This window comes from Oceanispirochaeta sp. (genome assembly GCF_027859075.1).
Taxonomy (GTDB): domain Bacteria; phylum Spirochaetota; class Spirochaetia; order DSM-2461; family DSM-2461; genus Oceanispirochaeta.
In genome coordinates this window covers 1-24,568 of record NZ_JAQIBL010000210.1, presented here as the reverse complement: position 1 = coordinate 24,568, position 24,568 = coordinate 1, and the positions used below count along the sequence as shown (strand labels likewise).

The window sequence follows — 24,568 nt, the reverse complement described above, 5'->3', positions numbered from 1 at the left end:
AGAGGAAAACATGGCAGTAAAAAATTATATACTGGTTTGTGGTGGAACCGCCTGTGAATCCGCAAAGGGAGACGATATTTATAAAGCTCTTCTGAAAGAAGCGGAAGCTCATGGTGTCGCCGAAGACGTACAGATTGTTAAGACAGGCTGTTTCGGCTTTTGTGAAAAAGGACCCATCGTCAAAGTACTTCCCGAACAGGCTTTTTATGTAGAAGTTGTTCCCGAAGATGCAAAAGAAATCATTGCAGAAACCATCGTCAAAGGACGAATTGTAGAGCGCCTTCAGTACCAGCCCGAAAAGGGAGCCAAAGGGGATGCCTTTGACATTGAGAATATTGAGTTCTACCAGAAACAGTACAGAATCGTTTTAAGGAACTGTGGTCTTATCAATCCGGAAAGCATTGATGAATACGTTGCCCGGGATGGATATGCCGCCCTTGAAAAATGTCTTTTTGAGATGACTCCCGAAGATATCATTGAAGAACTAAAAATCTCCGGACTCCGAGGACGCGGTGGAGCCGGTTTTCCAACCTGGCTGAAATGGAATTTTTCAAGACAGGTCGAAAGTCAGCAAAAATATGTTGTCTGTAATGCTGATGAGGGAGACCCCGGTGCCTATATGGATCGTTCAACACTGGAGGGTGACCCCCACTCAGTTCTGGAAGCCATGATCATTGCCGGTATCTGTGTCGGTGCCGATTATGGTGCCATTTATATCAGAGCCGAATATCCTCTTGCCATCGAAAGGCTGGAAACAGCCATGAAACAGGCCAGAGAATACGGACTACTGGGGAATGATATTCTGGGATCCGGATTCAATTTTGATATTGAAGTAAGACTGGGTGCCGGTGCTTTTGTCTGTGGAGAAGAGACCGCCCTTCTGGCTTCTATTGAAGGCAAAAGGGGAATGCCTATTCCCAAGCCGCCATTTCCCGCGGTAAAGGGCCTCTTTGGCCAGCCTACGGTGATCAATAATGTGGAGACCTTTGCCAATGTTCCCGTCATCATCACCAAGGGTGGTAAATGGTTCTCACAAATCGGAACAGAGAAGTCCAAGGGTACGAAGGTCTTTGCACTCACCGGAAAGATTAAAAACTCTGGATTGGTAGAAGTCCCCATGGGAACGACTCTGAGAGAGATCGTTTTTGATATCGGTGGTGGAATCAGAGGCGGCAAAAAATTTAAAGCCGTTCAGACCGGAGGTCCCTCGGGCGGTGTGATTACAGAAGAGTTTCTGGATACACCCATCGACTTTGACAACCTCATCTCCATTGGTTCCATGATGGGCTCCGGTGGTATGATCGTCATGGATGAAGACGACTGTATCATTGACGTTACCAAGTTCTACCTGGAATTCTGTGTTGAAGAATCCTGCGGTAAATGTGCTCCCTGTAGAATCGGAACCAAGAAACTCTATGAATATCTGGATCGATTTACCAAGGGTCAAGGAAAGATGGAAGATCTTAAGAAGATGAGGGACATCGGTAATGCCATGAAGAAGGCCTCCCTCTGTGGATTGGGTCAGACAGCTGCCAACCCCGTTCTTTCGACACTGAAATACTTTCCCGAAGAATACAGACAGCATATTGAAGATGGAAAATGTATTGCCAAAAAATGTAAGGATCTTGTACGTTATGAGATCGTTGCTGAAAAATGTATCGGTTGTACTGTTTGTGCAAGGAAGTGTCCTGTGAACTGTATTGAAGGTGAAAGAAAGAAACCCCATATCATCGACCAGGATAGGTGTATCAAGTGCGGAGCCTGTTATGATGGCTGTAAATTCGATGCCATCACAGTATCTTAACCCGATGTCAGAAGGAGAAAAATCAGTGGAAACTGTAGAAATAAAGATTAATGGACAGCCCTATGAGGTTGAAAAAGATACTTCCATTTTGAAAGCCGCTAAAAAAGCCGGCATTAAGATTCCCACACTCTGTACTCATTCAGACCTGGAACCCTGGGCTGCCTGCGGCATATGTGTGGTCAAGGTAGAAGGATCGCCCAAGATGGTCAGAGCCTGTGCTACCTCTGTCGTTCCCGGTCAGAATTATATAACACATGACCCCGAAATCCAGAAAGTCAGAAGGACAGTCATCGAAATGACTCTGTCCAATCACCCTCAGGAATGCCTGTCCTGTGCCAGAAACCAGATTTGTGAACTCCAGAAGCTTGCGGCGGACTTCGGTATCAGGGAAATTCCATTCCCCATGGATGTGAAACGTCTTCCAAAAGATACATCTACTGTCTCTCTAGTGTTCGATCCCACCAAGTGTATCCATTGTGGACGCTGTGCCCAGGTCTGCCAGCAGCTACAGGATGTATGGGCTCTGGAATTCCTCCATAGAGGACATCAAACCAGAATCGCTCCCGCAGCAGGTGTTCTCCTGAATGAAAGCCCCTGTATCAAATGCGGTCAGTGTTCTGCTCATTGCCCTGTTGGTGCTATCTATGAAAAGTCCCAGACTCAGGATTTTTGTGATGCTGTAGAAGATGAAAGCAAGCATGTTGCTGTTCAGATTGCCCCTGCAGTCCGTGTTGCCCTGGGCGAAGTCTTCGGCATGGAACCCGGTTCCATTACAACAGGAAAGATTTATACTGCTCTCAGAATGCTTGGAAGCGATGCTGTATTTGATACAAACTTTGCGGCAGACCTGACAATCATGGAAGAGGGGACCGAGCTGGTTAAAAGAATAACCAAAGGAACCGGAGTCCTTCCCCAGATTACCTCCTGCTGTCCTGCATGGACCGACTATATGGAAAAATACTATCCCGATATGATCCCTCATTTTTCGACTGCCAAGTCTCCCATGATGATGCAGGGGGCCATTACCAAGACTTATTATGCGGACAAGGCAGGGGTCAACAAGGACAATATCTACTCAGTAGCCATCATGCCCTGTACCGCTAAAAAGTATGAAATCGGGCGGGATGACAACATGTCTGCTTCAGGAGTGGCCGATGTAGATCTGGTTCTCACAACAAGAGAGCTGGGCCGTATGATTAAAGCTGCGGGTATCGACTTTGTTAACATCCCTGACTCTGATGCAGACAGTCCCATCGGTGCCTATTCCGGTGCCGGTACCATCTTTGGTGTAACCGGAGGTGTTATGGAAGCGGCCGTCAGAACCGCCTACAAACTGGTGACCAACGATGAACTTGGCAATGTCAATGTAGAAGCCGTTCGTGGTATGGATGGTGTCAAAAAAGGTTCTGTTGATTTTGCCGGCACCGAAATTAAAGTTGCTGTGGCCCATGGCATGGCTAATGTTAAATCCATTATGGAAGAAATCCGAGAAGCCAATAAAAATGGTCTTGAGCCTCCTTATCACTTCATCGAAGTGATGGCCTGCCGTGGTGGCTGTATTGCCGGTGGTGGACAGCCCTATGGAACTGAAGATAACATTCGTGAAAAGAGAATCGCCGGTATTTACAGCGATGATGAGAAGTCTGTTATCAGAAAATCTCATGAAAATCCTGAGATTATTCAGATTTACAAGGACTTCCTGGGTGAACCCCTGAGCGAGAAGGCTCATCACCTGCTGCATACTACCTATGTTGAAAGACCTCTTTATCAAAAATAATTAATACAGTCCTGTTTGACTTTTGAGGCTCCCTCCGGGGAGCCTCATTATCATTTTTCTTTCCATAAGCTCACAATTCCTGTATTCTTGAACAATGAAACAGCGTTCCCTGCAGATCCGCTTTGTCTACAGTTTTATTCTCATAGCTCTTATCTCTATCCTCCTGGTCGGACTGCTGACTCTGGGAATCTCTCTGCGAATTTTCAACAACCGGGAAGAGGAATATCTAAACCGGATAGCCGATGAAGCCGCAGTGCAGCTGGAGATGTATTACCAGGATGAAGTTCCCCACAAAAAACTCAATGACGCCCTCAGTCGTTTTGGTCTTACAAATAACACAGCCCTGAGGATTAAATCTCCTGAGGGGGAGATCCTGTCAGAGTCCTTTGCCCTCTCGGATAATCCCGGATTAGGATTGACCACTGTATCAACATTTCCACTGATGCCGGTGGCCCGTAAAACACTGGATTTTGTACCTCTCACAGGTTTTTCTCTGGAAGTTCTTCGATTTGATGAATATTTTTTTCATCCCGTATCCCTACTTGTGGAAGGGATGCTTTTGGCGACACTGGGGGCCATTCTGGCAGCTGTTTTTATTGGCCGATATATCGGGAGGAGGTTTGCACGCCCCATCATCCGCCTTTCAGAATTTGCCGCTGAAATCAGTGCCCGCCGTTGGGACGAAGCCCTCCCTGAGGCTGATAGTGCTGAACTGGAAGAGTTGACGGAAAGCCTGGATAGCATGAGACGCCAGCTGGCCATGAGTTTTCATGCTCTCGAGGAGGAACGGGATATCATGAAGCGATTCCTTCAGGATGCCTCCCATCAGCTGAGAACTCCGATCACGGCTCTGAACACCTTTCTGGAGCTCTTGAACAGTGATCTGCCAGAGGTCGTCGATAAACGTCAGGAGCTTGTTGAGGATAGCCGGCAGCAGGTGGAAAAACTATCCAGAATTATCAGTGATTTGATGGAGTTAACAAGAATTGAATCGGAGCGTACCAAAGAACTCCGGGTTTCATGCTCCCTCAAGGATCTGGGAAGGAAAGCCTGGAAAGGAATCCAGGAAAAGGCACTAAGAAAACATTTGTTTCTGGATATTTCAGGCCCCTCAGGCGTTGTTCTGGGTGATCCTCACCGTCTTGAAATGGCTCTGTCCAACATCCTGGATAATGGAGTAAAATGGTCCCCTGAGGGGGGCCGTATCAGAGTGCGCCTGACACAGGACAGGAAGAAATGCAGTATTAGAATCTCCGATCAGGGACCAGGTATTTCAATCGAGGATCAAAGCCGGATATTTGAGCGTTTCTATCAGTCATCTTCTTCACTTGCAGAAGGTTCAGGACTCGGTCTGGCTGTTGTAAAAAGAATCATTGAAAATGCCGGAGGAACCGTTATTGCCGGTAATGAAGAGGATGGGGGCGCCTGGTTTGAGATTGCTTTTTCAGGAGGACAGAATCTATGAGTGAACAGAAAATTTACAATCCTTTTGTCCATTTTCCCGGTTACAGCTGCTTCGGATGTGCTCCTGATGTGTTAAACACTCAGGGGTTGGGAATGACCTTCAGAATGGATGGTGAAAGAGTCTTTTCTGACTGGACTCCTCCCAGTGAAAACTTTCAGGGTTATCAGGGTGTCCTTCATGGCGGGATTCAGGCCACTCTAATGGATGAAATAGCCAGCTGGTTTGTGTACACCCTTTGTAAGACCTCGGGAGTGACGAAATCTCTCGAAGTGGATTATATCTCCCCGGCTTATATGAAAAATGAACCCTTTCATCTTGAGGCCGTTCTGAATAAGAACACTGGAAAAAATGCAGAAATTAATGTCCTGCTCTATGACAAGGGGAAAACCCTTTGCACTAAGGCTCTGGCGGTCTATGCCCTTTTCTCTGAAGATCTGGCCCGGAATAAATTTGGATATCCCGGGGTTGATGCTTTTTTAAAGGAAAGGGGCCATCCTGCTTCTTCCGGTCGCCCCAGTTCCGACCCGCTTGTCAAAAAATTTCAGACCCGCCGGTCTGTCCGGCATTTTTCCAAAAAAAAAGTTTCCCTTCAGGCTGTCAGGGACTGCATTGTCATTGCCGGAACCTCACCCAGCGGCGCGAATTGTCAGCCCTGGACCTTTGCTCTGGTAAGTTCAGCAACTCTTAAAAGAAGAATCCGGAAAGAAGCAGAACATGTGGAGACCCTGTTTTACGAAAGGGACAGTACCAAGGTCTGGCAGGATAATATTTCCGAGATGAGAACCGATGCAAATAAGGCCTTTCTGGAAGAGGCTCCCTGTCTGATCGTAGTGTTTCTCCAGAAATTCGGCAGGGGGCGGGATGGACGTAAGATCAACCATTACTACTCTGCAGAATCCCTGGGGATGGCAACGGGATTTCTGATCGCTGCCCTGCATATGAAGGGATTTTCCACTCTGCCTTATACTCCGGCTCCCATGAACTTCCTGATGGATCTGCTGGGCCGGCCGGACAACGAGCGTCCCTATTTAATTCTCCCCGTTGGTTATGCCTCGGAAGATTGGACTCCCCCCCAACTGGAAAGGAAGGAATTGGACCGTATCCTCGTTGAGTATGGAGATCGTTTTTGAGAAAGATCCTCGTCCTGTATTGTCTGTTCTTGAGCCTGGGTTCCCTCTTTGCAGAAGTCATTTTTGATCCACCCCGCCTGTTCCTCCCGGTAGAGAGCTCTCGGGAGTTTAAGGCTGATCTGAGTATTAAGAATCCCGAAAAGGAAGATCTCATCATTGATTTTATGGCTTCCAGGGAGGGCTGGATCATCGAACCTTCAGAAGTGGCACTGAAGGGTGGTGAAAGCACCGTGATCAGGATCAGTGGCCCCCTGCATCAGATGGATGAGGCCATTGTCGTATTGATGCTTTCAGACAGAGAGGATGTTCCTTCCCTGTATACGATCAACCCAGTTCAAACGATCCTACCTGAAGCGATTCCAGCGCCGGATTTCGATGCTTTTCAGCCTTTTGTGTTTTTTTACTCCCCTGGATGTGAGATATGTGAAGAGTTCTTTAGCAATGATCTGCCGGCACTGGAAAAAGAGTCAGGCCTGATTCTGCAACCGGAAAAACTCAATGTTTTTGAGCCGGGCAATTATGAGAGAATGGAAGCACTCCTGACCGAGCGGAGCCGCATGGTCAAGGATTTTCCTATTCTTATCGCCGGATCGTATCTATTTAGCGGTGAACAAGAAATCAGGAATGACTTCCCCCGCTTACTCCGCTCTCGTTCTGAATCACTTCCCCCGGAGCAAGGTCTGCTGAGTCTGGATGTCACAGGCCGTCTTCCGGATTTAAGCGGACTGGCTGTTTTTCTGGCGGGCCTTCTGGATGGGATTAATCCCTGTGCCTTTACGACTCTAATTTTTCTGATATCCTACCTCCGACTTTTGGGAAAAAAGGGTCGGGATATACTGAAAATCGGCGGGAGTTTCACTCTGGCTGTGTTTGTGACTTATTTCCTGGTGGGACTGGGGGCTTTTCAGTTTATCCGCATGGCTGATTCATTTTCGCTGGTTTCCAGTGTCATCAAGTATATCCTGGGAGGGAGTCTGTTTCTGTTTGCAGGACTGAGTCTTGTTGATTACAGGCTCATTCGGCAGGGTCGGGCGTCTCAGTCCATCCTGCAGCTTTCTGCTGAGAGGAAGAAGAAAATCCACAAAGTCGTCAGGGCAAGCACCCGTTCCTCTTTAGTCATTCTGAGTAGTTTCGGGGCAGGAATTCTTATCTCTTTATATGAATTGGGCTGCACAGGACAAATTTATCTTCCCATGCTGGTGTATATGGTCAAGCAGGAGAAATGGACGGCCTTATTTCCTCTGACACTTTATAATATTGCTTTTATTCTGCCCCTGATTCTTGTCTTTTTTCTCTTTTATAAAGGCAGCGACTCCGACAGGATCAATGAACTGTTCCAAAGGAATAAGAGTAAAATCAAATTGGCAACAGCGGTCCTGTTCTTTCTGATGGGGATATTCATATTCCTCTTCTGAGGGGCCTCGCGGGTTTACTCTGTCAGGAGTTCGTTCAGCTTAGTCTCAATAGCATCATATCCATTGATATAATCTGTACCAATGATCAGCAAGGGAAGAGAGCGTGAAATATCGGGCAGATTTTTTTCTTTCAGAGTTGTTTTGAGTCGATCCACCCCCTGGGGAACAATCAGATTATAGTGTGTCCCATCCCATTTGGCCTTCTTGTTCAGGTTGTTGATTTTCCCGCTCAATTCTTCTGCCAGGATGTATTCATCACAGGAAGGGCAGGATTCAAAATAGTAGAAGATCAGATCCTGTGGGGTTTCTTTGGCGGAAAAGCACGAAAAGAGTCCAAAAGTCATGATCAGCAGCAAATAAAACGGGAGTGATTTGTCAAGGTTTCTCATGGTTTAAAAATATATCCCCAGCTGTTAAAACAGTAAAGAGCTGATTCTTTTCATCCATTATGATATATTGTTTTGATTATGAGCCAAAAAGAGAAAGACTTGGAAAGCAGTTCTGATAAAATTATGAAGGCGGCTCTCGACGTAATAGCCCGTGAAAAAATAAGTGGTTTGAGGATGCGGCAAATTTCTGAAGAAGCCGGAATGAGTCAGGGTATCCTTCACTATTATTTCCACACTAAAAAGGAGCTTCTTTCCAGACTCCTTGACTTTATTCTGCTCTTGTTTCAGAAAGAAAGGAATAGTGATTTCGCCAGCTCCGACGGCAGCCCTGCCGGCAAGATCCATGCCTTCTTTCAGGAAAAAAAAAGATCCATTCTGGAAAAAAAGATGGAGTATATTCAGTTTGATTTCTGGGTTCAGGGAACAATGGATACGGATTTAAAGGAAAAAATTCAAAAATCTTACCTGAATTGGCGATATAATTTATATGAGGTGATTCAGGAAGGTGTTGTTTCCGGTGAATTCAAGGCAGACCGGGCCGTTGGGGTCGATGCCATGATTGTCTCTCTCCTTATGGGGGGATCAGTCCAATATCTGATTGATGAATCCGCCTTTGAATTAGATCAGTATCTGAATCAGGCCGAGAGCATGGTCCTGGGATACCTGAAGGGAACAACCGGTCTTCCCTGATACAGGGAGGCTCATTATTGAGCAGTGAATCGATAATTTACCATACTGATGATCTCGTATGCAGCCTTCATATTGATGGTGCCGTGGAAACGACTAAATCGGGTCCTCTTTATATATTCCGAATACTATCCAGCTCCCAGGCCAGTATATTGAAACTGGATGCAGAGATCAGGAATCCTGATACCTCCTGGTTCTGGTGGCCTAATCATGAGGGTGAGCGGGGACTTCTTTCCAAGGTTCATGAGAGACTCGAGACCCTCGAGGGTATGACCAGAGGTATATCTGTCCTTTATCCTATCAGTGGGTCCTGCAGAACCATCATTATCGGCGATGCAACGGGGGGAATTATCCTCAGCGCCATGCCCGATGAAAAAGGCCGGATCTCCAAGATTACTGTAAAAAGCAAAACCTCGGAACATGTCGAATTTGTCGTGAAGACAGGCCGATCCTGCTGGATTTTGACTCAATATCAGGGAGGGGCGGAAGAGGCGTTGACCTGGATGAACCGGATCATCGAAAAAGTAAAGTGGCCTGTCTTGGAAAAAGCCGCACCTACGGGTGAATTCCTCCTCCAGGTGGGATTGATCGGGCCCGATTATGATTGTCTGGTTCCTGTGGAGAAAGGCTTTCTGATTCTGGAAGATATTGCAAAAATTATGAAAAAAGAGCTGGGAAAAGGCCACTGGCTTCATGTCTTCGGCTATGCCCATGGCCATGACCTCCTTTATCCTGACTTTAAACCATCTGAATTTCTGGGTGGTTCCGCTAGATTGAAAGAAGCCATACGGGCCGTCCACCGTAAGGGGCAGAAGGTCAGTTTTTACCTGAATCTCCGTATTGCAGATGAGAGTGTCGTCGAGAATGACTTTGAACTGAAAAAGTCGGTTTTTCTGGATGCTCTGGGGAAACCGGTGGTGGAGAAGGCTCATGAAAGATCATTCATTGTCATGAATCCCGAAAGCAGGATCTGGCAGAATAGGCTGGTGAAAGAAGCCGAAAGGCTGATTGATCTGGGAGCAGATGGTCTTGAATTGAATTTTAGCGGGCAGCAGACTCTTTTAGTTCCCCTGGGAGAGCAGTGGGGCGCGGGCATTCGAGAGATCATCACCCGGATCAGAAATCTTGGTGTGAAGGTCTGGTATCGGGGCTGTTCGGATATATACCCTGCCGACTGGGCTGAGATGAGCCGGGAAGAACAAGTTATGGATATAGATGGCAATATCTTTTCAGGAAGTTTCATCGGAGAGTTCGATCCCCGTCTTTTTATGACTCTTGTTCCAGGACTTTCCTATCTAATGCCCCTTTCACGGGATGACGTTCCTGTGACAGAGGGAACGGTTATCATGAAAGATCTTGAAGACATCATGGGGGGACTCTTTATTTATGACGAAGAGTATCTGGAACGGATAGAGATGATCCTGAGGCGTGCGGCAGTCGAGCGGGCAGAGCGGGCAGAGCTGCAAGAAGTAATCGAGGTTGAAAAAGAAGAAGTACCGGAACAGAAGGATTCAGAAACCTCATCCTTTGTGATTGATGAATTTCCCTAAATTCTCCGGCACAATCCCGCAATTCCCCTTAAAAACTACGATTCTTCTGGAATTTACCCTAATAAATGATATATATTAAAGAACATATATCATTGTTATAAGGAGTCATCTCTAATGAAGACTTTCGCTATAAGTGTTTTCCTTCTATTTTCTTCCCTTTCTTTTATCTCTGCAGATGCCTATCCTCCTGTGGGATGGACCAGCGATGTTTTGTCAGCTCTTTCCGAATCCGAGGATACAGGGAAAGATATTCTGCTGAATTTTACGGGTTCTGATTGGTGTTCCTGGTGTCATAAGCTCTGGGCCGAGGTATTTGGAACCAAAGAATTCAAAGAATATGCCGAGGAGAACTATATTCTGGTATATCTGGATTTCCCAAATGGCATCAAACAGACGGAGGAAGTCAAAAAGCAGAATGAGGTCATGTCTTCACTCTTTGGAGTCAAAGGGTTTCCCACCATCTGGTTGATGGACTCCACCCAGCTTCCCCTTATGAAAACAGGCTACCAGGCGGGGGGCAGCAGCGCCTATATCAAGAAACTGGAAGAGGGAAGGCCCGATCTGGATGAGGCCACCAAAGAAGAATATCGGAAGCTGGTCCGTCAGACCATACGGGACAATATCGGTTCCTGGTAATTACATAAGGTATTCCCATAAGGTCAAACCACAGAGCAGAGCGGGTTCAGGCTTTTCTGGATCAAGACATCATTTTTTCTTCGATGACTTGTTTCCACTCCCTGGGCATGGGTTTCGGCTTTCCGTCTCCCAGGGAGATGCAGCCGATTTTCACCTCCAGCTCTGTGAGTAATTCATTGTCTCTATAGATTTTCTGATCAAAAATCAGTGTGAAATTTTCACATTTCGAGAGCCTGGTTCGTACAGACAGCATATCATCAAGAAATGCCGGTCTATTGTAGCTTACATTCAGAGAGCGTACGACAAAGGCTAAACCTGATTCATCGAGGAGACTTTTCTGATCTCCCCCCAGCAATCTGATCAGTTCACTTCTGCCGTGTTCGGCCATATCAATATATCGGCTGTGGTAGACCACACCCCCTGCATCGGTATCGCTGTAATACACTCTTTTCGGGAAATAATGGGTATTATCATTTATAATACCGGATAAGTTGTCACTCATAAATGTATTCTACATCCTGAAGGAGGAGCTGTGAAAGGGTTTACCACAAGATCAGTCCATGGATCATCCCGGAGTATACAAAAAATGATCCATATAAGGCATTGAGGAGTCTGATGATCTCAAGGATGATCTAAACAGGGCTTTTGATGCTCTGAAATGATGCCTCTAAAAGGAAACACTCTCTATAAATCTTTGTAACTTTTTATTAAAATAGAGGCATGATACTAACGATTAAAAAATTTCTGATCAACAAAGATAATGATTACGAAAAAATGACCTCCCGGGTGGGACAGATGAAAATATTTCTGGAACATATTCTGGCCGGCCGGGTTCCCAATGAAAACTATTCATCCGATTCCCTTTTGAGTTTCTGTCATTCTCTCGTTCAGGGGCAGAGGCCGGCAGAACCGGGACTGGAAGAGGGTTCCTGGAGTGTTTCAGCCACTGCTGCGGACATCGAGGACGAGGACCGGATGGATTATCATTATTTCCCGACTTTCCTGGCTCTGTCATTGCTCATCAGCTGCGGGAGTCAAGATTCCCGGGTCAAGGAGATTCCCGGTTATGAAGATGCCTTGAAGAAGGGGTTTGGATTTGCTGTTTCGGAAAATCTGGAGGGTTTTGGATTTAACAGTTTTTTTCAACAGATGGAAGCCGTTCTTATAATGGGCTCCGGAGGTTGTCCCCTCTGGCTTAAGGCTCATCCCGACAGTTGTCCTGTCCTGGTAGACAGACTGGGGCAGCTGGGTAATGAGTTCAAGTCGAGGCTGGATAAGGAGGATACTGTGCTTCCTTTTGGAGGAGACTACAAACCGCAGTTTATGCTGGCCTGTAAACTCCTTGCTCCTCTGATGGAATCAATAAATCAATAATTCAACTAAAATAAATAGTTGATTTCTATTTCTGATCCGGTTCATAATGAATCTTGTCTCCTGGAAAAAAGAAATCATCCCCTTCTCTCCGTATTTTTCTCCTTGTTTCTCTTGTTTTCCTGGCAATGTTCCTGCCCCTCGGGGCCTGGATGTACACGAAGCAGCAGGGAGAGAACAAACGCCTGGCATTGACAAAAAAACTGGAGATGCTGGGAGAGTTGACCACGGTTACACAGCGTTACCGTTCGGTTTTTTATGTCAGGGAAAAAAAGAATTTCATACAGGATAAGTCTCTGCTTTTTACGGCTGATTTTAATGTATATGCCGGAGTGGATCTGGCCGAGGGGTTTGACCTGCAGCTGAAGGGAAAAAAGGCCCGGTTGATCCTTCCTCATGGACAGATCTTTCTGGTAGATGCAGATGATGCAACGATTCATCAAATTCTGATAAAGGAACGATTCTCCTCTATCGATACAGGAGATTTTCTCCCTCTGATCAGTGAAGAGGGGGAGAAAATCCGCCTTCAGGTTCTGGAACAGGACATTGCCGGAGAAGCAGAAGAAAGAGCGGCCTCTCTGCTGAAAGGGATTTTACGGTCTGCCGGGTTGGAGGATATCAGTATTCTCTTCAGGAGTGAAGGTCCTGGTTCAGGCCAGGCGGCTCGGGGAGCCGAATCATCATGAACACTCTCAGATTAGGATTTTTCATCCTTATTGTATCTCTTGTTTTCAGTCTTTTTTTTCTGATTCAGGGTCAAACCCTGAACCTGCCCTGGCAGAGCCGGACAGACAAAAAAGTCTACTCCACTCTTATGGAGACCAGTGAAGCCTCGCTCCTTCAGTCTGCAGAGTTCAGGATGAAGGTCCTCTTTCCTTATGATTTTATGGAGGAGGGTGATGATGTGAACTGGCAGGTCTTGCAGTGGTTCTATAACAATGATCCCGATGCTTATCTACTCAAGAGTTCCCTTTCCTTTTATCCGGATTTGAAACTGCCGGCGAAGTGGAAGTATGCCTCTCTGTATGCTCTATGCCGGGAGAGTGGGGTGGACCCTGCGAATGATTCCGATTTTTTTATAGTTATTTCTGCCATTGCCCGGGCGGGTGTTCCTTTTTCATCGGATAAAATGCTGATTCAGCCTCTGCCTTTGAGTGCCGATGGGAGTCCGCGAGTGGATATGATTCTCCCCTCTCCAGGCATTACAGAAATAATCATTGAAGACAGAACTGATGAGGATAATGGATTTCCGGAACTGACCATGACTCCCGACCAATGGAGCCGGTTTATCAGAATCCTCAGTCCTCAAATCCGGGAGCTGGCAGTTCGTGAAGGAATTCTGGATCTGGCGGAAGAAAGTGCTGCCCTTCTCCTGAAGGATCTGTTTGAAGGAGCTGGAATTGAAATACAAAAAATTGAATTCTCAAGTTAAATTGCTTCTGTTTTTCTGGATTCTGACAGCACTGGCGGCGCCTCCTGTTTTCTCCCAGGATGAGGAGATGGTCACCATCTATGATGATTTTGATGATGGAGTCTTTGGGAGATCCGAATACAGGTCTGTCCACAGATCCGTAACATTGTCAGCTTTCAGTCGTTTTGAATCTTTATCTGTTGCCTCCCCGGGATGGGAGGAAACCAACCACCTGACTGCCGTAGTACTCTCTGCCGCACGTGCAGATGAAATACGCAGGGCTGAGTATGATTTTATCACAGAGAGAGACGAGGGGGTCTATAACTACAATAGAGATGGGTTGGAGTTTTCTTTTTCTTTAGAGAAGCCGGATCATGAGGTTTTATCTGTACTGGAGGAATACTACAAAGGGAGTTTTTCGCCCTGGCTTGAATCAGTAAGACAGCACTACGAGGATAATTATATTATCAGAATATATAGTGCAGAAAATGTTTTTGAGCCCTGGAATAATTTGATTCAGTACAATGAAGCTCTATTGATGGCCACCATCCTGGGTGACCGGGAACAGTGGCTCTGGGGAATCCATGATGGATTAGATCTATTGAATCGCTAAATATACTGTTGATTCTTTATCTGAAATAACGGTATATTACAAGACGGTTTTGAAGTGAGGTAGATTATGAAAAGCACAGATTTAGCCAGAAAAGACCGGGATTTAAAAAAGGCCAGAAAAAAACAGGATGTTCTAGAACGTAAAATGGGCAAAAAAGACAGAACAGTGGGTGATTTTATAAATGACCTTGCCGATTTGTTTTTCCATGATACTGAAAAGATTTACAACATTGATTCAAGTGAAGAGATACTGGAGCTGCTTGAAGATCTGAAAGAAGATCAGCCGGGTAAGCAGTGGAATAACATCCTGAGAAAGGCTATTAAAAAGACCCAGGTTAAACAAAAAGATGCAGCCCTGAAGGAATTGCAGGAAATGGGTGACATCCTCCCTGATTAATCAGGGACAGAGCGCATCATCACGGCGGTCGGGTATGGAACCGAGTTCCTTACCCTGGCTGTCCTCTGATACGAAGAGGCCGCAATAACACTGTCCAAACTCTGCAACATCAGGTTTACAGTAATCACAGGGACATATTATGTCCCTGTCATTTTTTCTATCCCCCCAGGCTTCACGGCAGGGACAGCAGTAGTATCCCAGGGAGTTATACATCTCCATTAGCCCTTCGGCAATCGAGTTTACATGATCTTCATCATTGTTAAGAATCAGGTTTTGCTTTTCACAAAGGGCCTTCAGGAACATCTTTACCTGTACTATGTTTTTTTCAGCCATGGTTTAAGCGTCTTCCAGGAGTTCCTGTTCCCAGGCAATACGGATAAAACCCGTCAGGATTTCTTTATCATCAATGATAAGAGTCGGGTAACTCAGTCTTTTGTCGAAGTGTTCTGAAAACTCAATTTTTAATTTTTTCTTCTCATCGGGATCAATCTTATCCAGATACAGATATTCATAGCTGAAATCGTTGTCATCCAGAAACTGTTTGGCTTTTCTGCAGAAGCCGCAGGTCGTCAGGCCCATAAAACGCAGCCTATGCTTGTCTCTGTTTCCCGGGATCGAATTAAATTCTATATTATCAAACATCCTGTTATCCTCCGAATGACTTGAGATATATGCTGTTACCCTCTGGTATATAGGCATAATAAATACGTATACTGACGCATAATTATATTGTAAGCAATTCATAAAGATTGTACAGACGATTTTATTCACTGTCTGTTGGTCAGGAGCTGGAAAATGATAGATGTTAAGGATAAAGATGAGTTTGATGAGCTCATTGGATCAGACAAAGCCGTCTGTGCTTTGTTTACGGCAGCCTGGTGCCCGGACTGTCAGGCGTTAAAACCGATACTTCCCGAACTTGAAGTGCAGTATCGAGAGATTTATGACTTTATATCACTGGACCGTGACAAGTTCATCGATCTGTGTCAGGAGAAGGATGTTTACGGAATCCCCAGTTTTATTGTGTATCAGACGGGCGTTGAGCTTGCTCGTTTTGTGAGCAAAGATGCTAAAACGAAGGATGAAATAGACTCATTTCTCAGGAAAACAATAGAGTCCTGAATTCTTCTACGGAGCTCAGATAATGCTGACAGTTCTGTTCCATATAACATCGAATTGATGGGATACTGTGTCCCCACCCGGCGGCGGCAATGGGGACAGCTGAGGTGCGGCTCATTTCCACCGCTGGTTTCAGGTCGTCCACAATAAGGGCGTCCCGGGGGGCCAGGCCGTAGTGTTTCAGGATCTCCAAGACAGGGTAGGGATGGGGTTTTCGTTTTTCTGCATCAAAATTCCACCCGAAAACGAGTCCGGGCAGGTCTTCCGCATCGGCGTGATTATAGTCTCGTCTGATTAGATCCTCTTCCGAGTGGGATACGACCGTTATGATCCCTCCCCTCCTCTTGTACTCTCTGAGGATATCCAGATATCCGGGAAAGAAGGGAGGAATTCTCTCTTCGGTAAATCCTCTCCAGATTCTATACTCTTCATTGACTTCTTCCTCGGTGAATCCGAGTTCCTCTGTCATATACGACATGATTCCGGGAGAGAAATTCTTTAAAAACCACTCTTCCAGGTTGACTGCCGGATGATTGGGACGGAGCTGCCTCATTACTTCCAGATGAGCCGGGTAATGGATGAAGGGAGTGCTCTCCACAGAAGTATCATCATGATCGAGAATCAGGCATTTAATCTTCATTCGACATCCTCATCACTCTCAGGAAGCTCGGCATTTTCCAGCAGGCCCTGGTCGGTGCTCTTGTTGTGCTCGAAGAGTCCGGTGAACCGGATACCATCAGACCAGGTAAAGGAGCCTATGCCGTGCATTTCTCCCCGGAGGAATCCTCCTCTGTACCGGCAGCCGTCGGGCCATAGGCATTCCCCCTTGCCATGGGGGAGCCCCTTTTGGAACTCCCCTGTATAGCTGCTGCCGTTTTTGTGGAGAAGGTTACCCTTGCCTTCCATCTCTCCGTTAAAGAACCCTCCGCTGTAGCGGCTGCCGTCTTTACTCCAAAACTCGCCCTGTCCTTCAGGCCTGTTCTCTGGATTGACTGAACCCAGATACAGACCGTTTTTGAACTTCAGTTTTTTTTCTTTTTTTTCTGACTCTTTTATCTCCGGCTCTATTCCGGGGAGAGATACCTCCATGTCTTCCGACAGTCTATGGGCTGAACCTTGAGCTGTTCCGGGTGGCGTCGGTGCAATGGATGCCGCCGGGGAGGCGGAAACCGATTCGGGAGCCAGGGAAATATTCCTGTAAAGAATTTCCATCAGCACTGGATCTCTGCTCTCTTCCAGGCGGAAACTTTCCCGTTTGAGCCAGTTCTCTCCATGAAAGACGCTATACTCATAGCGATTGTGCTCCAGGATGATATTATTCTGGTTGATCAGTATTTCCTGGGAAACGAGTCCCTGAAGGTTCCGCTTCATTTGGTAACTCCGCAGCAGGAGCCCTTCTGTGTCACGGATTTCCTTCGTAACAACCAGCCCCTGGTCGTTATAACCGTAGGAGCAGACTGACTCCTGGATCTCTCCTATCCAGCTTGTCGTGTAACTGAGTGTATCTCTGCTGTTGTAATGGTAACTTATCCGTTCATTTCCGGAAATTTCAGTCAGCAGCCGTCCTGCGGAGTACTGATAGACTCTTTCTCTGCTGATGTGCTCGGCTTCCCGTACTTCTACTTCTTTTTCCAGCAGCTGATCTTCGTTGTAATGATAAAAGGTCGTCTTGCGGGCTTCCTGCTTTCGGATAAGGAGGCCGCTGTGATCATAAAAGAGTTTGGCAACAAAGAGACGTTGTTCTTCTATCTGCTCCGGGAGTTCCGGATGGGGCCGGACTGATTCCAGAGTCAGGGAACTTAATTTCCCCCGGCAGTTAAACTCTTCCATAAAATGGATTATGATTTGAAAAACCGAAAAATTCAATCTATTCTTGACTACAACCGGGCGGCTATACTATTGAAATACGAACAGCACTAAATTAAAACCATTTTAGAACCGTTAATTAAGGTATATATTGTTTACAACGTCAATAAAGGCTCTAACTGATGAAAAAAGTTCTTATAATCGATGATGCACCCATGTACAGGGAGTTCATGCAGACTCAACTGACCAATTATGGTTTTGATGTAAATACTGCAATCAATGGTTTGGACGGTGTCTCCAAGATCAGGAGTTTTTTGCCTGATGTCATTATCATGGATTATCTCTTATCCAGAAAAAGCAGTTTAGACGTGTTAAAGGATAAACAGCGGGATCCCAATGCCAAGGATGTTCCGGTTATCCTGGCCTCAGCCAATGTAGACCGTCAGAAAATCCTCGAAGTGGCTCCCTATGGGGTCCGGAAGTTTTTGAATAAACCAATCAAGATAGATGCCCTGCTTTCTGCTCTGTCAGAAATCCTTGGTGTCGATATCCGTGTCGATGAGACCCCCTGCCTTCTGGATGCCCATCTGAATGATCAGATTTTATTTATCGAGATTGCCCGTGGATTTAACAATGAAAAAATCAGCTTGCTCCAATATAAGATTGCAGAACTGTTGAAACTTTATAAGGTTCAGTATCCCCGCATCCTGATTCTTATGACTGATATTCAGATGAGGGCCGAAGATAAACCAAAATTGGACCGTCTTCTACAGGAAGTAGAAAAGTTTGTGGATACCTTCAATCAGGTCCGTATACTGACACTGGATGACGATATCAAGAGTTATATTAAATATCACACTCAATACAAAGGCATTGAAATTGCCCCCTCCCTGGAAAAAGCCGTCAGTGGACTCCTGGGTATCCGTGGGATGGAATCAATGACTTCCGAGCAGGATGGGGTTCAGAGTGTCCTCTTGTCTTCCAAGAATAATCTGAGATCCAGTGAAGCATTTCAGCTGAATTTTCAAGACGAAAGTAAAAATGAATTGGCAGGGCTAATGACCCGCAACGTTAAAATTGCCGTAGTAGATGATGATTTTATTGTTCATAAGATCATCAGTAAAGCGACAGAAAAAACCAGCTGGTCTTTGTCTTATTATAAAAATGGAAAAGAGTTTACCGACAAACTGGGAGAGAATCGCTTTGACCTTCTCCTGCTGGATCTGATGATGCCTGAGATGGATGGTTTCGAGGTCATGGAATACATTCAGGCTCATTCCATTGATCTACCGACGGTCATCCTATCGGCTATGACGAAAAAAGAAAGCGTCATGAAGGCAAAGGAATTGGGAGTGAACAGTTATCTGATCAAACCCTTGAAACCCGAGGCCATCATTGAAAAGGTTCTGGAAGTGATGATCAGGCTTCAGGCGGAATAGCTGATGGAACCAGGAAAAAAAAACATCAATTGGCGGGATCTGTTTCATCAGTTTCCCCGGGCTATTGCTGTCCTGGATACAGATGGTTCCATTCTTTATGGTAATGACCGGCTGAAATTTCTTTTTAGAAGGAATGAAAACAGTCTGACCCTGAAGGATGAAAGGGTGCGTTCTGAATGGGAATCTTTCCTTCAGGATTTTTTAGGTGGAAAAACCCCCCATGATCAGTTGGTGGTGGTGATCCCGGACAATATGAGTAACAAGCGCTGGTTTTCAATCAAACTGACCAGAAGCAATGAAGACTCCCGAATCTTTCTTCTGGAAGAGGATATTACAGATCAGCATCTCTATGAGCTTAATCTGGAAAAAGCCAGGGATGCCGCCGAACTGGCTACAAAAACCAAGTCTGAATTTCTGGCTAATATGAGCCATGAGATTAGAACTCCCATTCATACTATCATCGGCATGTCCGAATTGTTGAACCTGACATCCCTCGATCAGGAGCAGGATGAATATGGAACGCAGATCCGTTTCAGCGCAGATATTCTTTTATCTCTGATTAACGATATTCTTGATTTTTCCAAGATTGAAGCCGGTCAGCTCGAACTGGAATATACCTCCTGTAATCTTCAGGAACTGATGGAAGACTCGGTCGATCTGATTTCTCTTGAAGCCCATAAAAAAGGTGTGGAAGTCGGTTTATTTGCCCAGGGGGGAACAGATTTTCAGGTAGAGGGAGATCCCACCCGGCTGCGGCAAATTGCGGTGAACTTGACCAATAATGCCGTGAAGTTTACCCAGGAAGGGCAGGTCATGATCTACCTCACACGGGTGGAGCAGGATGCCAGGTCGGTCACAATCAAGGTCTCAGTGGAAGACAGCGGCATAGGAATACCCCGGGACAAGAAAATCGGTCTTTTTGAGGCTTTTACTCAGGCCGATTCATCGACTACCAGGCGTTTCGGAGGGACAGGTTTGGGTCTGACAATCAGTAAGAATCTGGTCAGACAGATGGGGGGGGAACTTCAGGTTGACAGCCGTGAGGGGGAAGGTTCACAATTTTTTTTCACCCTGACTTTCCCCCGGTCTATACCCTATAGAACCGTCTCTTCTGAATTGGAATATGGTGAGACTCTGAAGGGTAAATCGATCCTCCTGGTGGATGATAACTGGTGTATCCGGGATACCCTGGTCCGTTATTTGACCAGTTGGGGCTGTGTGGTTGAGGAAGCGGACAGTGGAAAAGAAGCCATTGAAAAGATGATGGGAAGGGCTCAATCCGGCAAAACTCCCTTTGATATCTGCATCGCCGATCAGCTGATGCCTGAAATGGACGGCTGGCAGCTGGCCAGTGAGATACATGCCAATCCTTCACTCTCCTCGACGGCTCTGATACTGATGTCATTGAAAGGCGGGCGGGGAACAGAGGAAGCAAAGATGAGACTCCTGGGATGGTTTTCTGCCTACATTAATAAGCCAGTGAGGAAAAAAGAGCTTTGGGATAAATGCATTCAAGCTCTGTTTCCCGATCAGGCCGAACCGGGAGATCTGGAGGAACTGGAAGAGCTTGAAGAACTTTCTGCAGGAGTTTCTCCTCAAGCCTCAATTACAGTCAAAACCAGGTTGAACAGTTCTAAAAAAGAGGGACTCATTCTGATTGCCGAAGACCATCCTGTGAATAGAAAGCTTTTTGAATCCATTTTGGTGAAACAGGGATATTCCGTCATTCTTGCAGAGAATGGAAAAGAAGCCCTTGAAAAAGCCATCTCTCACAGCCCCGACCTGATTTTTATGGATTGTCAGATGCCTGTTATGAACGGGTATGAATCGACACGTCAGATCAGAGAACAAGGCCTGAAAATTCCGATAGTTGCCGTCACAGCCAATGCTCTCCGGGGAGAGCAGGAAAAATGCTTCAAGGCAGGGATGAATGATTTTCTCCCCAAACCCTTCAAGAATAAAGATCTGCTGCCTGTTCTGAATAACTGGTATAAACCAATGGGGATGAGTCAGATAGAAGATCTTGATGTCCTATCTGAATCGGAGGAGCTTGAAAAGCCATTGCCCGAGAAGGTGCCGGTTTTTGATTTTATTCAGGCCATGGATACATTTATGGATGACCGGGAACTTCTGATTTCTCTTCTCAAGCCCTATATGGAGCAGGTAGAGGGTCAGATGATAGAACTTTCAGCTCCGGACATCCTGGAACGTCCAGAGGATATCAGGGGCATTGCTCATTCCATAAAGGGCAGTTCCCGGAATCTTTCCATGCTGGATCTTGGAAATGAGGCGGAACTCCTGGAGCACTCTTCCCGTGACAGGGATATTGAGACGGTCCAAAAGGCAATCCCCCGGGTGAATGAAGCCTTTAAGCGGGTTCAAAAAGTCGTGAAGAAGATGCTGGAACAGGAGACTTTTATTCCTGATCCTCCAGAAATTCATTGACTGCCGCTAATAGATCCTTGTATTCCTCAACAGCCTTTATCTCGGGATTTTCTTTCTGAATCGATGGGGGTGAGCGGAAGAAAAGTCCTTTGTCGGCCATTTTGATCATGGTGAGATCATTGTATGAATCTCCGGCAGCCAGGATATTGAATCCGGCGGTGCGGAAGGCTTCTATGGCTTTTCTTTTTCCGTCTTTCTGTCTGAGCCGGTATCCGCTGATGCGATTTTGTTCATCAATGACAAGGGTGTTGCAGAAAAGGGTCGGCCAGTCAAGTTTTTTCATAAGAGGGGCGGCAAACTGATCAAAGGTGTCCGATAGGATGATCAGCTGGGTTTTTGAACGGAGGGCCATACTGAATTCATAGGCCCCTGGAAGGGGGTCCATGGTGGCAATCACTTCTTGAATATCGGTGAGTTTCAGGTTGTTTTCTTTTAGTATTCCCAGCCGTTTATTCATAAGGACATCATAGTCGGGGATGTCTCTGGTTGTCAGTTTCAGTTCTTTGATTCCGGTTTTTAAGGCTACATTAATCCAGATTTCCGGTACAAGGACTCCTTCCAGATCCAGACAGACTAAGTTCATGATTCTTCCTCCAGGGTACCGCTTTCTTATTCGGGCACCGAGAGTTCATTGTATCGATTCACTCCAGGCAGGACAAGTAGAGTCTGGAATTCTCCTTCCCGGGTAGAAAGGTCAGACCTCTCTATTGACCAATGTGTACAGTCATGATAAAAACAATTTGATGAAGAAAGAACAAAGGACGATAGCCCCCCAAACTTTTCTTCTGTCATTTATAATTTTTAAAATCAGCCCTGATATATTTTCAGGGCTTTTTTTTACTCTTCTTCAGATGCTCTCTGATAAGGGTCAATCTCAAATCATTATGGAGGCTTTATGTCAGAAGTCAGAATAGATGTACACGATAAACCTGTACTCAAAGAATGGATACCACTCAGTATCCAGCATGTTTTTGCAATGTTCGGTGCAACCGTACTGGTCCCTATGCTCACAGGTCTGAGCCCGGCGGTAGCCTTGTTTACTTCCGGTATCGGAACACTGGTGTATATCCTTATCACTAAAGGCAAGGTTCCCGCCTACCTGGGGTCTTCTTTTGCCTTTATTGCTCCCATCATCGCCATCAGCTCTTCAGCCGATTTTGGTGTGGCCTATGCCATGGGAGGTGCATTTTGTGTAGGTCTATTCTATTGCCTCATCTCCTTTATTATCAGCCGCTTCGGTATCGGATGGATGGATAGACTTCTGCCCCCTGTTGTCATCGGTTCTATTATCATTGTCATCGGATTGAAGCTGGCACCTGTCGCTATGAATATGGCCATGACCGCCGGTTCCGGAACATACAGCCTGGCCTTCTTCAGTATCGCCATTGTGACCCTGTCTATTGCGGTGATTTCATCCATCGTCCTCAAGGGTTTTTTTAATGTCATTCCTATCCTTATCGGGATTGTGGGGGGGTATCTATTCACCCTGATCATGGGTCTCATCTTTCCCGCCTATAAGCTGATTGATTTTGCCATCGTGGGAGATGCGGCCTGGTTCGGAATAACCAAACCCATGATGCCCAAGTTTCACTGGGTTCCTATTTTAACATTTCTGATTGTGTCCCTGGCCACCATCGCAGAGCACCTTGGAGATACTTTAGTCCTGAGCAAGGTCGTTGGAAGAGATTTCTATAAAGATCCAGGTCTTCATAGAACTCTTGCCGGTGACGGTATCGCCACATCTATCGCGGCCCTCCTCGGCGGACCACCCAACACTACTTACGGTGAGAACATCGGTGTCATGGCAATTACCCGTGTGTATAGCGTCTGGGTCATCGGTGGTGCCGCGGTTACGGCGGTTGTTCTGTCTTTTATTCAAAAATTCGGAGCCCTTATACAAACAATCCCTGTTCCTGTAATGGGTGGTGTGAGCATGATGCTCTTTGGAATCATCGCCAGTGCGGGTATCCGTACAGTTGTGGAAAGCGGTGTGAATTATGGTGAAAAACGTCATCTCACCATTTCCTCTGTCATTCTTGTCATTGGTATCGGTGGCGGAATGATCAGATTTCCCATCGGCAGCGGCATGAACTTCGAATTAAGCGGTGTGGCTCTTGCCGCCCTGGTGGGCATTATTCTCAATCTGGTACTCCCCAGAAGCCTGGACGATATACCCGAAGAATCAGCCGAAGAAATGATTCAGGACGAATTGAATAAACAGAATAACAGCTAAGAAACGCATTCCATTTAATATCAGGTAATCAAGCAATCTGGCCCGGGAGTTCTGTCTTCCGGGTTTTTAAATTTAATGAAGAGCCTCCGGGAATATTGTTATAGTTCATCCTCATTCCATTCGATAATCAATACACAAACCCTTGGAGTAAACCATGCCTCTTATTATTGTCAGTGCCTTGTTGTCCCTATCCCTGCTGCTTCATTTTTTGACATTCATCCGGAGAGACCGGGACATTCATATTATCATCAAATTAATTGAATCTCTCAGGACCGGAGGCTCGGGTAAAGATTTCATGGCTTCAGTTCCTTTTGTGGAACTCAGAGAGGCTCTCGTCCTGAATTTCCAGAAGGTGACAAAAATGATCTCTTTGCAGGAAGAGAGCATTGGCCTCAGTGAGCGGGCGGGGATGCGATTATCAAGGAATATTGAAAAGGCCGTTATAAGTGCATCCCAGATAAGTATCCATGCCGAAGCAAACAGAAAGAGTGCCTATGAACTGTTTGACAGTGTTACAGAGGGTTCTGCTGCTATCGAGGAAATTCATGCCTCTCTGGGGAGTTTCAGAAAACAGAATGACCGCCAGAACCAGGCCATCAGCGAAACAGCCGCTGCCATAGCTTCCATGGACGATGCCATTCAGCATGTTTCCGGGATAGCCACTGACCGTTTTGAAAGTGTGAATAACCTGATCCGGGTTACCTCTGAAGGGAGTGAGAAGATCCAGGAGAATGAAGATGTAATCAGAAACATTCAGAAGCAGGTGGATGATGTTCTCTCTCTGATTACGGTCATCAACGAAATTGCCTCTCAAACAAATCTGCTCTCGATGAACGCAGCCATTGAAGCAGCACATGCGGGGGATGCAGGAAAGGGTTTTGC

Annotated in this window: 25 protein-coding genes; 18 read left to right on the top strand and 7 right to left on the bottom strand. The window is 46.1% G+C overall.

Features of this window, described 5'->3' with window-relative positions:
- The first annotated feature begins 10 nt into the window (after positions 1 to 10).
- The 5 genes from nuoF (at position 11) to PF479_RS11765 (ending at position 7,591) form a co-directional block, all read left to right on the top strand.
- A complete protein-coding gene (nuoF, locus tag PF479_RS11785) occupies positions 11 to 1,804 on the top strand; it encodes an NADH-quinone oxidoreductase subunit NuoF (RefSeq protein ID WP_298006705.1) in 1,794 nt (597 codons plus the stop codon).
- Between the two features lie 25 nt (positions 1,805 to 1,829).
- Complete coding sequence (locus PF479_RS11780; protein ID WP_298006703.1) at positions 1,830 to 3,581, top strand: NADH-dependent [FeFe] hydrogenase, group A6; 1,752 nt, start codon at positions 1,830 to 1,832, stop codon at positions 3,579 to 3,581.
- A 94-nt stretch (positions 3,582 to 3,675) separates the two neighbouring features.
- The gene (locus PF479_RS11775) at positions 3,676 to 5,046 is read left to right on the top strand and encodes an ATP-binding protein (RefSeq protein ID WP_298006700.1); all 1,371 of its coding nucleotides are present in this window, start codon (positions 3,676 to 3,678) and stop codon (positions 5,044 to 5,046) included.
- On the top strand, positions 5,043 to 6,176 hold the full coding sequence (locus PF479_RS11770; protein ID WP_298006698.1) for a nitroreductase family protein: 1,134 nt from the start codon (positions 5,043 to 5,045) through the stop codon (positions 6,174 to 6,176). Before PF479_RS11775 ends, PF479_RS11770 begins: the two co-directional genes overlap by 4 nt.
- On the top strand, positions 6,173 to 7,591 hold the full coding sequence (locus PF479_RS11765; RefSeq protein WP_298006695.1) for a cytochrome c biogenesis CcdA family protein: 1,419 nt from the start codon (positions 6,173 to 6,175) through the stop codon (positions 7,589 to 7,591). The genes PF479_RS11770 and PF479_RS11765 overlap by 4 nt, the downstream gene beginning before the upstream one ends.
- A 14-nt stretch (positions 7,592 to 7,605) precedes the next feature.
- On the opposite strand, the gene PF479_RS11760 is transcribed toward PF479_RS11765, so the two are convergent.
- Complete coding sequence (locus tag PF479_RS11760; protein ID WP_298006693.1) at positions 7,606 to 7,980, bottom strand: hypothetical protein; 375 nt, start codon at positions 7,978 to 7,980, stop codon at positions 7,606 to 7,608.
- Between the two features lie 78 nt (positions 7,981 to 8,058).
- Between PF479_RS11760 and PF479_RS11755 the strand changes: the two genes are divergently transcribed.
- The 3 genes from PF479_RS11755 (at position 8,059) to PF479_RS11745 (ending at position 10,853) form a co-directional block, all read left to right on the top strand.
- Complete coding sequence (locus tag PF479_RS11755) at positions 8,059 to 8,670, top strand: TetR/AcrR family transcriptional regulator (protein ID WP_298006690.1); 612 nt, start codon at positions 8,059 to 8,061, stop codon at positions 8,668 to 8,670.
- A 17-nt stretch (positions 8,671 to 8,687) separates the two neighbouring features.
- Positions 8,688 to 10,217, top strand: coding sequence for a DUF6259 domain-containing protein (locus tag PF479_RS11750; protein WP_298006687.1), 1,530 nt, complete (start codon positions 8,688 to 8,690; stop codon positions 10,215 to 10,217).
- Positions 10,218 to 10,331: 114 nt separating this feature from the next.
- Complete coding sequence (locus PF479_RS11745) at positions 10,332 to 10,853, top strand: thioredoxin family protein (protein WP_298006684.1); 522 nt, start codon at positions 10,332 to 10,334, stop codon at positions 10,851 to 10,853.
- A 61-nt stretch (positions 10,854 to 10,914) separates the two neighbouring features.
- On the opposite strand, the gene PF479_RS11740 is transcribed toward PF479_RS11745, so the two are convergent.
- The gene (locus PF479_RS11740; protein ID WP_298006680.1) at positions 10,915 to 11,355 is read right to left on the bottom strand and encodes a YbgC/FadM family acyl-CoA thioesterase; all 441 of its coding nucleotides are present in this window, start codon (positions 11,353 to 11,355) and stop codon (positions 10,915 to 10,917) included.
- Between the two features lie 218 nt (positions 11,356 to 11,573).
- Between PF479_RS11740 and PF479_RS11735 the strand changes: the two genes are divergently transcribed.
- From PF479_RS11735 to PF479_RS11715, 5 genes are all read left to right on the top strand, one after another.
- Positions 11,574 to 12,227: a hypothetical protein gene (locus PF479_RS11735; protein ID WP_298006677.1), complete on the top strand. Its 654-nt coding sequence runs from the start codon at positions 11,574 to 11,576 to the stop codon at positions 12,225 to 12,227.
- A gap of 53 nt (positions 12,228 to 12,280) precedes the next feature.
- A complete protein-coding gene (locus PF479_RS11730) occupies positions 12,281 to 12,910 on the top strand; it encodes a DUF4230 domain-containing protein (RefSeq protein WP_298006674.1) in 630 nt (209 codons plus the stop codon).
- Entirely contained in the window at positions 12,907 to 13,656 is a 750-nt protein-coding gene (locus PF479_RS11725) for a DUF4230 domain-containing protein (protein WP_298006671.1), read from the top strand. The genes PF479_RS11730 and PF479_RS11725 overlap by 4 nt, the downstream gene beginning before the upstream one ends.
- Positions 13,625 to 14,248, top strand: a complete 624-nt coding sequence (locus tag PF479_RS11720; RefSeq protein WP_298006668.1) for a hypothetical protein — start codon at positions 13,625 to 13,627, stop codon at positions 14,246 to 14,248. The genes PF479_RS11725 and PF479_RS11720 overlap by 32 nt, the downstream gene beginning before the upstream one ends.
- 66 nt (positions 14,249 to 14,314) lie before the next feature.
- Positions 14,315 to 14,644, top strand: coding sequence for a hypothetical protein (locus PF479_RS11715; RefSeq protein ID WP_298006665.1), 330 nt, complete (start codon positions 14,315 to 14,317; stop codon positions 14,642 to 14,644).
- Here the strand turns inward: PF479_RS11715 and PF479_RS11710 are convergent, their stop codons facing one another.
- Together PF479_RS11710 and PF479_RS11705 are read right to left on the bottom strand one after the other, a co-directional pair.
- A complete protein-coding gene (locus PF479_RS11710; RefSeq protein ID WP_298006661.1) occupies positions 14,645 to 14,977 on the bottom strand; it encodes a ferredoxin-thioredoxin reductase catalytic domain-containing protein in 333 nt (110 codons plus the stop codon).
- A gap of 3 nt (positions 14,978 to 14,980) precedes the next feature.
- Positions 14,981 to 15,286 (bottom strand): glutaredoxin, encoded by a 306-nt coding sequence (locus tag PF479_RS11705; RefSeq protein ID WP_298006658.1) that lies wholly within the window; start codon positions 15,284 to 15,286, stop codon positions 14,981 to 14,983.
- Between the two features lie 153 nt (positions 15,287 to 15,439).
- On the opposite strand from PF479_RS11705, the gene PF479_RS11700 reads away from it, so the two are divergent.
- The gene (locus PF479_RS11700) at positions 15,440 to 15,766 is read left to right on the top strand and encodes a thioredoxin family protein (protein WP_298006656.1); all 327 of its coding nucleotides are present in this window, start codon (positions 15,440 to 15,442) and stop codon (positions 15,764 to 15,766) included.
- On the opposite strand, the gene PF479_RS11695 is transcribed toward PF479_RS11700, so the two are convergent.
- Entirely contained in the window at positions 15,744 to 16,403 is a 660-nt protein-coding gene (locus PF479_RS11695; RefSeq protein WP_298006653.1) for an HAD family hydrolase, read from the bottom strand. The two genes, PF479_RS11700 and PF479_RS11695, sit on opposite strands and share 23 nt — an antisense overlap.
- Entirely contained in the window at positions 16,400 to 17,593 is a 1,194-nt protein-coding gene (locus PF479_RS11690) for a hypothetical protein (protein ID WP_298006650.1), read from the bottom strand. The genes PF479_RS11695 and PF479_RS11690 overlap by 4 nt, the downstream gene beginning before the upstream one ends.
- 158 nt (positions 17,594 to 17,751) lie before the next feature.
- Between PF479_RS11690 and PF479_RS11685 the strand changes: the two genes are divergently transcribed.
- Complete coding sequence (locus PF479_RS11685) at positions 17,752 to 19,008, top strand: response regulator (RefSeq protein WP_298006647.1); 1,257 nt, start codon at positions 17,752 to 17,754, stop codon at positions 19,006 to 19,008.
- Positions 19,009 to 19,011: 3 nt separating this feature from the next.
- Complete coding sequence (locus tag PF479_RS11680) at positions 19,012 to 21,453, top strand: hybrid sensor histidine kinase/response regulator (RefSeq protein WP_298006644.1); 2,442 nt, start codon at positions 19,012 to 19,014, stop codon at positions 21,451 to 21,453.
- Here PF479_RS11680 and thrH read toward each other — a convergent pair.
- Positions 21,425 to 22,036: a bifunctional phosphoserine phosphatase/homoserine phosphotransferase ThrH gene (gene thrH, locus PF479_RS11675; protein WP_298006641.1), complete on the bottom strand. Its 612-nt coding sequence runs from the start codon at positions 22,034 to 22,036 to the stop codon at positions 21,425 to 21,427. The two genes, PF479_RS11680 and thrH, sit on opposite strands and share 29 nt — an antisense overlap.
- Positions 22,037 to 22,348: 312 nt before the next feature.
- Here thrH and PF479_RS11670 point away from each other — a divergent pair, with 312 nt between their 5' ends.
- Complete coding sequence (locus PF479_RS11670; protein ID WP_298006638.1) at positions 22,349 to 23,686, top strand: solute carrier family 23 protein; 1,338 nt, start codon at positions 22,349 to 22,351, stop codon at positions 23,684 to 23,686.
- A gap of 154 nt (positions 23,687 to 23,840) precedes the next feature.
- Positions 23,841 to 24,568: methyl-accepting chemotaxis protein (locus PF479_RS11665; protein WP_298006635.1), on the top strand; the 728-nt coding region annotated here is incomplete at its 3' end.

Coding starts and splice junctions, on each gene's coding strand:
- PF479_RS11710 (WP_298006661.1), bottom strand. CDS start 14,977: ATGGCTGAAAAAAACATAGTACAGGTAAAGATGTTCCTGAAGGCCCTT.
- thrH (WP_298006641.1), bottom strand. CDS start 22,036: ATGAACTTAGTCTGTCTGGATCTGGAAGGAGTCCTTGTACCGGAAATC.
- PF479_RS11760 (WP_298006693.1), bottom strand. CDS start 7,980: ATGAGAAACCTTGACAAATCACTCCCGTTTTATTTGCTGCTGATCATG.
- PF479_RS11740 (WP_298006680.1), bottom strand. CDS start 11,355: ATGAGTGACAACTTATCCGGTATTATAAATGATAATACCCATTATTTC.
- PF479_RS11695 (WP_298006653.1), bottom strand. CDS start 16,403: ATGAAGATTAAATGCCTGATTCTCGATCATGATGATACTTCTGTGGAG.
- PF479_RS11700 (WP_298006656.1), top strand. CDS start 15,440: ATGATAGATGTTAAGGATAAAGATGAGTTTGATGAGCTCATTGGATCA.
- PF479_RS11715 (WP_298006665.1), top strand. CDS start 14,315: ATGAAAAGCACAGATTTAGCCAGAAAAGACCGGGATTTAAAAAAGGCC.
- PF479_RS11755 (WP_298006690.1), top strand. CDS start 8,059: ATGAGCCAAAAAGAGAAAGACTTGGAAAGCAGTTCTGATAAAATTATG.
- PF479_RS11770 (WP_298006698.1), top strand. CDS start 5,043: ATGAGTGAACAGAAAATTTACAATCCTTTTGTCCATTTTCCCGGTTAC.
- PF479_RS11670 (WP_298006638.1), top strand. CDS start 22,349: ATGTCAGAAGTCAGAATAGATGTACACGATAAACCTGTACTCAAAGAA.
- PF479_RS11745 (WP_298006684.1), top strand. CDS start 10,332: ATGAAGACTTTCGCTATAAGTGTTTTCCTTCTATTTTCTTCCCTTTCT.
- nuoF (WP_298006705.1), top strand. CDS start 11: ATGGCAGTAAAAAATTATATACTGGTTTGTGGTGGAACCGCCTGTGAA.
- PF479_RS11775 (WP_298006700.1), top strand. CDS start 3,676: ATGAAACAGCGTTCCCTGCAGATCCGCTTTGTCTACAGTTTTATTCTC.
- PF479_RS11685 (WP_298006647.1), top strand. CDS start 17,752: ATGAAAAAAGTTCTTATAATCGATGATGCACCCATGTACAGGGAGTTC.
- PF479_RS11690 (WP_298006650.1), bottom strand. CDS start 17,593: ATGGAAGAGTTTAACTGCCGGGGGAAATTAAGTTCCCTGACTCTGGAA.
- PF479_RS11680 (WP_298006644.1), top strand. CDS start 19,012: ATGGAACCAGGAAAAAAAAACATCAATTGGCGGGATCTGTTTCATCAG.
- PF479_RS11725 (WP_298006671.1), top strand. CDS start 12,907: ATGAACACTCTCAGATTAGGATTTTTCATCCTTATTGTATCTCTTGTT.
- PF479_RS11705 (WP_298006658.1), bottom strand. CDS start 15,286: ATGTTTGATAATATAGAATTTAATTCGATCCCGGGAAACAGAGACAAG.
- PF479_RS11735 (WP_298006677.1), top strand. CDS start 11,574: ATGATACTAACGATTAAAAAATTTCTGATCAACAAAGATAATGATTAC.